Genomic DNA, 10875 nt, shown 5'->3' with positions numbered 1-10875 from the left:
TATGAGCCGCGTGCTCGGCATAGATTTCGGCGAGAAGCGTCTGGGCTTAGCTCTCAGCGACGAGAGCCGCACGCTCGCTAGCCCCTTGGCTGTCTATGAACGCAAAGACCTCCAGAGCGATCTGCGCTTTCTCCGCGATCTTATATTGCGTTATCAGATCACAGAGATCGTGCTGGGGCTGCCCCTCAACATGGACGGCTCGCTGGGGCCGAAAGCCCAGCAAGTTTTGGAGTTCAAAAGAGCCCTTGAGGAGTCGCTCAAGCTCCCCGTGCACACGTTCGATGAACGATTCACGACAGCCGAGGCCGAGCGCGCCCTGCTTGAAGCGAATATGAGCCGTCGCCAGCGCAAAGCCAAGCGCGACGCCCTCGCCGCCGTCTTGATCTTGCAAGGGTATCTGCAACAGTCTACTTAAATTTAATCTTCTGAATTCGATGGTTCCCCTCTTCGGCGACGTAGATGACCCCATCGGGGTCAACAGCGAGATCTACGGGCTGGTTAAACTGCCCATCGCCCGCTCCAAGACTGCCCCACTTCGCAATGAACGCCCCGTCCCCAGAGAATTTCTGGATTCTATCGTTCCCCGTGTCGGCCACGTAGACGAAGCCGTGAGCATCTACGGCGATCCCCCTAGGGGCTTGGAATTGCCCCTCGCGATCCCCTGGAGACCCCCATTGCCCCAGATACGACCCATCAGCCATAAATTTCTGAACCCTCCCGTTGCCGGTGTCGAGCACATAGACGATTCCCTGACTGCTCACGGCAATATCGTTGGGGGAGTTAAACTGTGCCTCGGCTTGGCCAAACATCCCCCAGCGCGCGATCAAGACGCCCGTCGGGCTGAATTTCTGAATTCGGTTATTGACTTTATCGGCGACGTAGACGTTGCCCGCCGGGTCAGTCGCGACCCCTGTGGGAAAACTAAACTGTCCTTCGCCCGTCCCTAGGCTGCCCCACTTTGTTATAAAAGCCCCGCTCTCCGTGAATTTCTGGATTCGTTGATTCCCCGCGTCGGCGACGTAGACGTTGCCCTGATAATCTACAGCGATCCCCAGTGGCCCGGTGAACTGGCCGTTGCCGCTGCCGCGTCCACCCCACTGGGCGAGCAACTGCCCATCGCTTGTAAACTTTTGCACGCGATCCAGACCGAAATCCGTCACGTAGACGCGCCTGCGATCGTCGAGGGCAATGTGCGATACCCCGTTGAATTGGGCCTCTCCCGCCCCGCGCGTCCCCCACTTCCCCAAGACCTCAATGAGCATGACGGCCTCAAAGCTAAATTCCACAGGAATGCTCTGGTTGCCTGCTTCGTCTATTAACGTGAGGCGGAGCCGAACTCTTTGAGGGATCTTCGAGAAGACGAAGAACGGAAAGCTTCCGCTTGTTTGGCCCTTAATCTTGGGGTTGAAGCGAAACGGCGCGAAATCTACAGCTTCGACAACGTCGAAGCGCGCTTGCACGATATCGCCGTCGGCATCGCGGAAGCGCACCGCACCGAACACCTTGCTTCCATCAGCGGGGATGGTCGGCCGCAAGTCTACTCCCAAGATCTCTGGAGAGAGCGGGCTGCCCCCACCCCCTTGCAGTTGCGCGTACCCCAACACCGCGAGAACGCCCAATACGACGCCCGCCCACACCCAGCGGACCAGGCCCTTCATAGCCGTGACCTCCTCCCTTCACGGCTTTATCTATAGCACCGTGACTTTTGCCTGACAAGGGCAGCTGTCCCCTGAGCGCCGTCTTGGGCGTCTAGGGCTTCAACCCCTGAGGGAAGAGATCGCTACGATAGAGCCGGAAGCTTCGGTCGCGCTCGGTCGTGTCGTTTGTGAGGGCTACCAGACGATCTCCAGAAAGATAGAGCTTCAGGGTGAATTGTTCATCTTTGAGGAGATACTCGTCAGCTTCTAGCGTAGAGCTGCCATCGCTGAGCTGGACAGGTCTCAAATATTCCAAGAGCACCCAAATCTCTCGATCGCGACGGTCGCCTCGTAAGCTGATCACTTTGAGTTTTTGAGCAGCCTCGCGCGTGGCCCACAGGGGCAGGATCGCGTAAGAGCTGAACATCCCTAAGAGTAAGAACGGCTCTTCAGGAAGGGCGATCTCGGTCTTTTTCTGCCCGTCGTCAATGATCGCGATAGTCGCGCCAAAGCTCGCGCTCACGTGTCGGTTGCCGATCCCGATGGGGCCGTCCAGTGCGAGCTGATAGCTGATGGGGCGCCGCTGCGCCGTGAACTCTATAGCTTGGACGAACGTCGCTTGGGCGCTGAAGAACGCGATCTTAAAATTCAGCGTTCCCTGCGAGCGGAGCGAGAGCGTACCATCTTCGCGACGCTCGAGGGTGTATTCTTCCGTGCCCAGGCGCTGCCCACGAGCTTCGATGACGAGCGTCCCGCTGTCAATGATCCCGCTCAAGAATTTCGGAAGCTCGTCTGATACTTCAGAAGGCGGCTCCGACGGCGGAGCTGCCGGAGGGGGCTCGGGCAGAGGCGGCACCGGCGGCAACGCCGTCGTGCTTGATGGCGCTCCCGGCCCCAACGCCCACCACAGCCAGCCTGCTGCGCCACCAGCTATGACACAACAAACTACCCCGATAATAAAATATCGCTTGCGCATCTTGCTTTCTGTTTTACCAAATTTCCCGTTCGCCGTCCAGAGGGATTTGACGCCACCCGTACCCGATAGAGTACAATCTTCGCACAATACTTATGAAAAAACTCTTATTGGCTCTGACGGTTTTCGTCGTCTTCGATATTGAAAGTGTGTGGGCGCAACCGCGCCTTGGGCCGCTCTGCGGGTACACGCCGCCGCGCAGCGAGTTTCGAGACTTCAAGCTCTCTGCGAACTATCGCTACTATAACGATCAGTTCGCGGACGATCGCGACAACGTCAACTCCGGGAGCTTCCGGGCTTCGTTCTCTCGGCTGCTCGATGCGCCCGCGTTCGGGCTCTCCCAGCAGGCTAACCTCAAGCTCGATCTTTCCAAAGACGCGCTCAGCTACCAAGCCGACGGCGCCATGAATCTTCGGGCGTATCTTGAGCAGACGAATCTCTTTGGGTTTGTTGGTTTCGAAGCCCAAGGGGCAACGGCGTTTCTCAACCCTGGCCTGCGGGTTTCAGCAGGCTTGGGGTACGGGCGCTTTAAAGATGTGACGGCGCTCTCCAAAGCCCTCAAGATCCAAGAGCGTTTGCTCAACCTCAAGGCGCTCTCGGCGCCCCTGCCCGCCGCGGTGCTCTTTGAGGTAGCCGACACTATCGGGCGCCGCCTCGAATTCCCCGATGTAGCAAGCCTCGTCCAGAGATTAGAAGAGATCATCGAAGCGACGGGCTTCGTCCCCCAGGGGCAACTGGGAGCTGTCGCGCTCCTGCGCATTGAAGAGATTCTCAACGAAACTGCTGACGAGAAGCTGTGCGGCTGGGAATTGCGCGTAGGGATGGGCTATGAGCTGCTTGATCCACACGGGGGAACTCGTGATTGGCTCACGCTGGCGTCGTTTGAGTACGCGCTCGCGCCTGCGCCACGCTCGCAGTTCAAGAGCAGTCTGCGCTTCAGCTCCTCGCTCGCCCTTTTAGAAGATTATGTGCTCATCGCCCAGGCGCACTATGGGTTTCGCATCAGCGAGAGCATAGACGCTCAAGCGTCGTATAACTTCGTGCGCACGCAGATCAAAGATCGCACTCCTTTGGATATTCAGAGTCTCGAGCTGCGCTTGACGTTCCAAGTCCAGGCCAATCTCAATCTTGCGGTGCAGCTCGAATTCACGCTGGCGAGCGACTTTGAAGAGTGGACTCAAGGGCTGACGATCACGGCGAACTATGATCTTTTCTAGGGCTTATCTCCCCTCACCCCTTAGCTCACCTCTTCCTCCGAGGGGAGAGGGGATGGGGGTGAGGGTGAAGAAAAGAGTTCTGATAAGTATCGTCGTCTATATGCTCATCGTGTGCTTGGTTTCAGGGGAGCTCCGCGCCGAGCGCCCGATGCAGCCGACAGATTATATCTTTCTCGAATTTCTCTTTGGCGTGCAAGGGGCGATCGTCGGGGGCGGGCTGGGATTCTATGCGACATATTGGACGCTCTCAGTAGTGCAGCCCTGTCCGCCGACCCAGCCGGAGCGCCGCGCCTGTGAGCTGGGAACATCGCTCATCTCGCTGATCGTCGGGCCCAATCTGGGGATTCCTCCAGGAGCGACGTTTCTGGGAGTGGCGCTCGCCGGAGCGATCGTCGGGGTGCAGGGGAATGTATTCTTAGCTTTTGCCGGGAGCATCGTCGGCACTATCGTAGGAACAGCGGTCGCCGGCAACTGGGTGCTCGAGCCCACGGATCTTTCGCTCGTCGTAAACCCGGTGACGATGGCCGCGCTGGGCGCGACGCTCGGCTACAACATCGGCGCCACGATCGCCTCCCCTCAAGAGTCCACCCTGACGTATAGAGTCGTGCTCCTTGAACGTCGCTTCTAACTGTTAGGTGACCTTCAGCTCTTCTAAGAACTTCGTCAGGTCGATCATCGGTCGGCCCTGGTCGTCCGCGATCGTCTGTTTGGCCGGAGGCGCCTCCCGGTAGAACGGGATCCTCTGAAGGATTCGGTCTTCGTAGGGCGGCACCGTCTCGTTCTTCAGCAAGACTCCAATGGGGATGCGATCGCCCCATTCCAGGGCTTTTTCGATGAATTTATTGAGCTTCGCGGTAATCTCGGCGTCGCTCATCCCTGGCGTGATGAGCGGGTCATAGCCCTGCTCGTCGAGCTTGTAGACGCGCGGGAGGGGCTTGCCCGTCTGCGGGTCTTTGCGGTCCTCGCCGCCGTACCACTCGCGCGTGTTGATGTCGTTATACGTTGGGCAGGGCTGGAGCACGTCAATGAACGCCGAGCCGTTATGGGCGATCGCTTGCTTGATGATGCTCACCAAGTGCTTGATATCATAGGCGTAGCTGCGCGCGATGAACGTATACCCAGCCGCGAGCGCGATCATCAAGGGGTTGATCCCTTGATTGATGTTGGGCTGTGGGAGGGATTTTGTCTGCATACCCAGCTTCAGCGTTGGCGAGGCTTGGCCCTTGGTCAGGCCGTAGACCCCGTTGTTGTGCAGAATGTACGTGATATCCACGTTGCGTCGGCCGGCGTTGACGAAGTGCCCCGCGCCGATGCCCAGGCCGTCGCCATCGCCGCCGACGGCGATCACAGTAAGATCGGGGTTGGCGAGCTTCGCCCCCGTAGCGTAGGGCAGGACGCGCCCATGCAGCGTGTGAATCCCGTATGTGTTGATATAGTGCGGGGTCTTGCCCGAACAGCCGATCCCCGAAAAGACCGCCACGCGATGGGGCTCTAAGTCGAGCTCAGCCAGGGCCATCTGCACTGCATTCAAAATCCCGAAGTCCCCGCAATTATGAAGGGTCGCGCACTCGCTCACATAGCTGTGAACCCCCTCGACTTCAAGGTTCCACACCGGGCCGTCATACTCGAAGGTCTCGATGTCTGCTACGGGGACCATCACGAAGTTCTGCCCGATCACTGTTGAGGGGGGCTTGCCTGTGGGCAATTTCTTGGGCTTTACGCCCAATATCTCCATCAAGCGTTCGTAGTCCCGTGCACTCGTGACGAAGATGCTATAGACTTCGCGGTGGCCTGGGCGAGCGGGCGTGGTATAGACCGAGGGCACGATCCCTTGGCGCAGGAGCAACAGCTTGAGCTGCTCTCGCAGCGTCTTCGAGATGGTCTTATAGCTGGCCCGGGCTCGTCGAGAATCTACCCAGCCATCGCCGCGCCAGAGCCCCTTGAGCAACTCCCGCTGGTGCAGTGGGGGCAAGAGCATCAGCTCATGGGGAATTTTCTTGTTTGCAGCTCCATCGCCGAACCATTCTTTGAAGGCTCGCGCCAATCGCGCAGAATGCACAGCCAGCTCGATGGTGTTGCGAGAGGGTCTTTCGGTCACCGACACGTGTAACCCGAAGAGCTTGGCCACGATCGTCTCTATATCGCGCACAAGTGCCCTCTCTTTTCTGTGAACAGTGAAGCAAACGGAAGCTTCGAGATAGTCTTTCTCACTCGAGCGATGGTCTATCCACCCTTCAGAAAGATAATACCCTGCTAGACGCAGAAAATCAGGAGTAATGGGGACGCGCTCTGGCAGTGGGGTGCTGTGCCGATCTTTCTCCTTGGGGGATGGGAGCTGTAAGCTCTCTTGGGGAACGACCTCAGCGGGGATAGGATACGCCAAATAGTCCCCTTTGTGGATTTGGTCAGCTCGTTCCCAGATCAGCTCGAACTTCTCATTGTGTCGCTTCGGGTGAGCTCGTCTTGCGATGAGCACGGGATGCTCTGGGGTGAGCGTGACCTCTCCCAGACACTTCGCGCGGATCTTGTACATCATCCCCTGGTGGCGGTGGCTGAAGACCTCCGTCACCCTGTGGTAGCGCCCGTCCCACCCCAGCACCCGATCGCCTTCCTTGATGGATTCGATGGGCTTGACATCGGGGTTTGTGTGGATGAGCGAGCCGGGCAGCACACAGCCCGGGCACCAGTTGTTGTGCACGTCCGTCTTGTAGTCTTGCGGCTTACGCGCCATGCGTCAACACCATCCTTCGTGGGGCTTTGCCAGAAAGAATCTGCTTCACAGCGTCATAGACTTCGTCCATAGTGATGGGCCGTCCGTTGAATTTGACGATCAGATGGTCCATAGCGATCCCGGTAGATTCGCGCACCAGCCCGGCAAACTGCCCTGAGTAGTTATTCTCAATGCAGACGCGACGCTTCGCCTTCTGCAACAGCTGGGCTAAGTCGTCGCTGGGCAGGGGGCAGAGCAGCCGACACTGCACGAAACAGACCGAGTGCTTTTCAGCGTGCAAGACTTCGAGAGCATCGAGAATAGCCCCCTTGGGCGAGCCCCAACTGAGTAGCAACACTTCAGCGTTGGGATCGCCAAAGATAGTGAGCTTCTCAGAGAGCGGGATCTCGCGCGCGGCAACTTCTAATTTCTTGGCGCGCTTCTCCATCATCCGAACGCGCTCGATGGGGTCTTCGGTAATGTGCCCCAGCTCGTCGTGCTCATCGCCGGTGTTCCAGAAGACCCCGCCGGGGGTGCCCAAGGCAACCCGTGGGGAGATGCCCGTCTCCGTGTACGCGAATCGCTTGTAGCCCTCGCCTGCCGAACCCTTGAGCAATGCCCCTCGCTCGATGCGGCACCGCTGGGGCTCGAAGAGCGTCAGCGTTTGGCTGCTGCTGGCCAACGACTTGTCTAAGAGATGAATCACGGGCACTTGATACTTCTCGGCGTAGTTGAACGCGCGAATCTCATCGTAGAAGCACTCTTCTAAGTCTCCTGAGGCGAGCACGATTCTGGGGAACTCCCCGTGTCCGGCGTGCAGCACAAATCGGAGATCGCCCTGCTCGTGGCGGGTGGGGAGCCCGGTGCTGGGGCTGCCCCGTTGATAGAGCGTCACGACGACTGGGACTTCGTTGATGCCTGCCCAGCCCAACGCTTCGACCATGAGCGAAAAGCCCGGCCCGGAGGTGCTCGTGGCGGCGCGCGCGCCGGCGAGCGCCGCCCCCGTGGCCATGGTGATCGCGGCGATCTCGTCCTCGACTTGGACGACTAGTATTGCCCCGCGCTCGCCACCACGATCGAAGACCCCGTGGGCTTCAAGATAGGTGCTCTCGTCGGTCGCCGGGCTGATGGGGTAGTACGTCTGCACCGTGCAGCCTGCGGCGAGCTTCCCCAGGGCTGTGGCTTGGTTGCCCGTCAGATAGATGCGCGGCTCGCTCGCCTTCAGCGCTTCCAGAGCGATGGGAAAATCTTGCGCGAAGTTTTTCAAGATGTACTCATAGGCCAGCTCGCAGGCGCGCAAGTTGAGTTCAATCACTTTCTTTTTCCCCTGGAAGACGTCCTCGAGGGCTCGCTCTATGAACTTAAGATCGTAGCGCACCAGGGCGCACGACGCCGCCACGGCCATAGTATTAGCCATGCGCTTGGCTACGGAGAGCTGTGGGGCCTTCTCCCCTGTCATCTTCTGGAGAAGCTCATCGAACGGCACGGGGTAGAGCCGCACGCCGCGCGCGTGCGCGTCGTGGAGCATTCCCCCCAGAGTCTCAGGGAGATTCTTGGAGCTCAGATAGCGTTGGAGGTCATGGCGCGCGCGATGCTCCAGGGCCGCGACTTTGCTGAGCGCGGTCTCTGCGAGCTTGGGGTCGTAGATGATCGCGCCGCCGGGGTTGACATCGCGCGCATGCAGGAAGACCGTCTCGGCGTCGGCGCTCACTAAAATATCTGTGTAAGAACGAGTTGAGCGGACGGGGCGGTCGCTGACCGTAACTTGGTAGTAGCTGTGCTCGCCCATGATGTTGCTATAGTACTCGCGTTGGCCGTAGACGTACAATCCGCCGAAGGCGCAGGCTTTGGCAAAGATATTGGCAGCGGAGTCTACACCGCTGCCCTGAGCGCCTCCCACGAGCCATGATAGCTCATTCTTGCGATGCATATTCCCGACTCCTCTCGTGCAAAAGACAGACTGGGATAATCCCCGTTAAGATACTGAAATTCTCTGGGCGGTGCAACTGCCCGATCAGCTCAGGTCCAGCAAACGCAAGATTTCAACGGCTCGTAGCTGCGGCAGTCGCATCTTGGGAGATCTTCAACACGATCTGGGGAAGGCGCTCAGCAGGCACATCAAAATACAACGAAGCTGCCTCGCAAAGATTTGCCCATAATTCGTCGAGGGTCTGGCCCGTTGTGAAGATACCGTGGTGGATTCCTGCGGCTTGCCAGCAGCCTTCGTCGTAGTGTACCTCGATCTCAACTGTAGAAGGTTTCGGCTTAGCCATACTGTCCTTACTATATCATAAATAAGCCCCTGCGCCAAGAGATTGTTACCAGGGCACATCTGTGGGTTGCTCAAGCCATAGACAGAGTATTATAGGACAAGATCAGGCATCATGGTGCCAGTATTGCGCGCACGCATGCTGCATACACAACACCTACACAAGCAATATAGAGACTTGGTGTAAACAGGAATCGAGAACACGCGCGAAGCGCGAACCTTAAACAAAAATTGCCATTAACTTGCGCTGGTGCAAGTCCTGCAGGTGAGAGGAGGAACGATCGTGGATCTTTTGCTGGTGCGCAACCGGGGACTATGAAGGAAATACCTATGATGACAGGGGCTGCTCCAACCGCTTTGAGGAAAGAACGTCGAGAAAGCGCAGTTTTCTGAGTCATTTGGAATTCCCCCCTCTGAGCTCAGCTTTGATTTCCTCGACAAATCGCTTCATGTTTTCTCTCGCCTCTTCCCTGATCTTCCAAAGTTTGTCTGTCTCTATGCCGAACTCCTCCCCGATCTCTGCTAACTCTGTGTCAGAGCAAAAGCACGGGTTGTTAGCGAGCTCTTCAAGAACCTCTAAGAGAGGCCTTCCGTTAGAGAGCTCTCCCAACCGTATGCCTTCAAGGATAAACTTCTTCGCTATCTGCTCTAATTGTTGACCAAACCTCTGAGCTGCCTCCCGTGGATCAGCTCCTTCGATGAGCTCTTCGAACATCCTCTTTCTTGCTTCATGGAACGCTTGGTCGCAGCGCCGAGCCGAAGCTAGTAACTCCTCTTGGTTCCCCTCCGGTACGGAGGTCCATCCCTGTTCGAGGGCAAGACGTGTTAAAGCAACTATGCTCAAGCCAGCGTCTGCGCTCTCCCAGGCTTGGAGAACCTTCTCCTTATCCATACCTTAACCTTCCCCCTTACTGTTGTACCGGCGGATGAATCCGCCGTCTTAGCAGATGAAAGCGTGCTGAAGCACGCTCCTACAGCCGCTTCAGCGGGCTTTCATCTGCTGAGCCGGATGCTTCAGCATTCGGCTCCCAAGGATGTCTACAGAGCCAATTATAATTTTTTTTTCCCTTCGCCTGTCAAGTCCCCCAAGGGCCCTACGCTAAGAGATCGTTATCAAGGGTGAGGTGTGATGCTGGCTCAAGAAACCGACTGGGGCTAGGCATGAAACGATCTCTAATGTTACAAAAAGCCACGGGGGTTTCCCCGTGGCTTCTCGGCGCTCTTTGGCATGAGCGTTCTTACTGGAGGGCGTTTGCCCCGGCAACGACCATGAGCTTGGCTTCGACTTTGGTTGTCTCTTCCCCGACGTCAAACGCCAGCTCGCGCACCAGCCCGCTGATCGGCGCCCGCACCTCGAGCTTCTTCAGCTCAGCTTGCAGTTTCTCGCGCTCTTTGAGGTTCTTCGCCCGCGCGATCTCGTTCATGAGCTGCTCGAAGCGCACCTGGTCTTTGATCGCCAGCAGCGCCCCTTCGGCGACCATCATCCCTTGGGTCACAAAGAGCCGACTCGCTCCATTGGTCAGCTCGAAGCGCACTGAGACCAACAGTGGTTCTGGCGCTTTCTCTGTGCGATCTATCAAGACCGTCTCACGATTGATGACACGCTCCTCGATCTCGATCTGCCGGCTCTTCCCGGCGATCAGCACCCCTTGGCGAATCCATTGGAAGTCCGTCACGGCAAGCCCCATCGGATCGGCGAGCACCGTCAGGCGCACCTTCTCACCCGGCCCGACGCGCCCGTTCGTCAGCACTAACACGTTGCTCTTGAGAATCGCCATCGTGCTCTTGAACGGCTCGACTTTGACGGACTGTATGCCCGCAGGAACCCTCTTGAACTCGATCTGCAGGCCGTCGACTTCGACGCCCGTGTCGTTGGTGAAGGTGAGCGTCAGCTGCTTGCCCGGCCGCTCGCTGATGCCCGCGGAGACAGAGTCGCTGCTGTGCGATTGAGTTACCAAGATCGGTCCGGCGGCCATGAGGGCCATCACTGGCAGAGCCAGCGCCATCATGCGCACGATCTTCTTGCCCGTCATTGTGCTCACCCCTTTCTGCTGAGAGATGGACGGAAT

The 10875-nt window shown here is 58.0% G+C and carries 11 protein-coding genes; 3 read left to right on the top strand and 8 right to left on the bottom strand.

Features of this window, described 5'->3' with window-relative positions; translation table 11 throughout:
- A partial coding sequence (gene ruvX, locus NW804_RS08035; RefSeq protein ID WP_414423276.1) for a Holliday junction resolvase RuvX occupies positions 1–415 on the top strand: 415 nt, incomplete at its 5' end.
- Here the strand turns inward: ruvX and NW804_RS08030 are convergent.
- Both NW804_RS08030 and NW804_RS08025 read right to left on the bottom strand, forming a co-directional pair.
- Entirely contained in the window at positions 408–1658 is a 1251-nt protein-coding gene (locus tag NW804_RS08030; protein ID WP_414423275.1) for a hypothetical protein, read from the bottom strand. The genes ruvX and NW804_RS08030 overlap by 8 nt on opposite strands.
- A 91-nt stretch (positions 1659–1749) precedes the next feature.
- On the bottom strand, positions 1750–2412 hold the full coding sequence (locus NW804_RS08025; RefSeq protein ID WP_414423274.1) for a hypothetical protein: 663 nt from the start codon (positions 2410–2412) through the stop codon (positions 1750–1752).
- Positions 2413–2705: 293 nt separating this feature from the next.
- Between NW804_RS08025 and NW804_RS08020 the strand changes: the two genes are divergently transcribed.
- Both NW804_RS08020 and NW804_RS08015 read left to right on the top strand, forming a co-directional pair.
- On the top strand, positions 2706–3827 hold the full coding sequence (locus NW804_RS08020; RefSeq protein WP_414423273.1) for a hypothetical protein: 1122 nt from the start codon (positions 2706–2708) through the stop codon (positions 3825–3827).
- Between the two features lie 52 nt (positions 3828–3879).
- Entirely contained in the window at positions 3880–4455 is a 576-nt protein-coding gene (locus NW804_RS08015; protein WP_414423272.1) for a hypothetical protein, read from the top strand.
- 3 nt (positions 4456–4458) lie between these two features.
- On the opposite strand, the gene NW804_RS08010 is transcribed toward NW804_RS08015, so the two are convergent.
- From NW804_RS08010 to NW804_RS07985, 6 genes are all read right to left on the bottom strand, one after another.
- On the bottom strand, positions 4459–6558 hold the full coding sequence (locus NW804_RS08010; protein WP_414423271.1) for a 2-oxoacid:ferredoxin oxidoreductase subunit beta: 2100 nt from the start codon (positions 6556–6558) through the stop codon (positions 4459–4461).
- Complete coding sequence (locus NW804_RS08005; RefSeq protein WP_414423270.1) at positions 6548–8467, bottom strand: 2-oxoacid:ferredoxin oxidoreductase subunit alpha; 1920 nt, start codon at positions 8465–8467, stop codon at positions 6548–6550. The genes NW804_RS08010 and NW804_RS08005 overlap by 11 nt, the downstream gene beginning before the upstream one ends.
- A gap of 112 nt (positions 8468–8579) precedes the next feature.
- A complete protein-coding gene (locus NW804_RS08000) occupies positions 8580–8810 on the bottom strand; it encodes a hypothetical protein (RefSeq protein ID WP_414423269.1) in 231 nt (76 codons plus the stop codon).
- A 109-nt stretch (positions 8811–8919) separates the two neighbouring features.
- Positions 8920–9204, bottom strand: coding sequence for a twin-arginine translocation signal domain-containing protein (locus NW804_RS07995; RefSeq protein ID WP_414423268.1), 285 nt, complete (start codon positions 9202–9204; stop codon positions 8920–8922).
- Positions 9201–9698 carry a hypothetical protein gene (locus tag NW804_RS07990; protein WP_414423267.1) on the bottom strand — a complete coding sequence of 166 codons (498 nt, stop codon included), beginning with the start codon at positions 9696–9698 and terminating at the stop codon, positions 9201–9203. The genes NW804_RS07995 and NW804_RS07990 overlap by 4 nt, the downstream gene beginning before the upstream one ends.
- 346 nt (positions 9699–10044) lie before the next feature.
- Positions 10045–10839 carry a hypothetical protein gene (locus NW804_RS07985; RefSeq protein WP_414423266.1) on the bottom strand — a complete coding sequence of 265 codons (795 nt, stop codon included), beginning with the start codon at positions 10837–10839 and terminating at the stop codon, positions 10045–10047.
- Between the last annotated feature and the right edge of the window lie 36 nt (positions 10840–10875).

The sequence above is a fragment of the Synechococcus sp. WC10meta genome, from assembly GCF_047461475.1.
This window is presented reverse-complemented; position numbering and strand designations above follow the sequence as displayed.

What these genes read in the sequence shown, in the direction of transcription:
- NW804_RS07990 (WP_414423267.1), bottom strand. Translation starts at nt 9,698, where the DNA reads ATGGATAAGGAGAAGGTTCTCCAAGCCTGGGAGAGCGCAGACGCTGGC.
- NW804_RS08030 (WP_414423275.1), bottom strand. Translation starts at nt 1,658, where the DNA reads ATGAAGGGCCTGGTCCGCTGGGTGTGGGCGGGCGTCGTATTGGGCGTT.
- NW804_RS07985 (WP_414423266.1), bottom strand. Translation starts at nt 10,839, where the DNA reads ATGACGGGCAAGAAGATCGTGCGCATGATGGCGCTGGCTCTGCCAGTG.
- NW804_RS08010 (WP_414423271.1), bottom strand. Translation starts at nt 6,558, where the DNA reads ATGGCGCGTAAGCCGCAAGACTACAAGACGGACGTGCACAACAACTGG.
- NW804_RS08020 (WP_414423273.1), top strand. Translation starts at nt 2,706, where the DNA reads ATGAAAAAACTCTTATTGGCTCTGACGGTTTTCGTCGTCTTCGATATT.
- NW804_RS08005 (WP_414423270.1), bottom strand. Translation starts at nt 8,467, where the DNA reads ATGCATCGCAAGAATGAGCTATCATGGCTCGTGGGAGGCGCTCAGGGC.
- NW804_RS08000 (WP_414423269.1), bottom strand. Translation starts at nt 8,810, where the DNA reads ATGGCTAAGCCGAAACCTTCTACAGTTGAGATCGAGGTACACTACGAC.
- NW804_RS08015 (WP_414423272.1), top strand. Translation starts at nt 3,880, where the DNA reads ATGGGGGTGAGGGTGAAGAAAAGAGTTCTGATAAGTATCGTCGTCTAT.
- NW804_RS07995 (WP_414423268.1), bottom strand. Translation starts at nt 9,204, where the DNA reads ATGACTCAGAAAACTGCGCTTTCTCGACGTTCTTTCCTCAAAGCGGTT.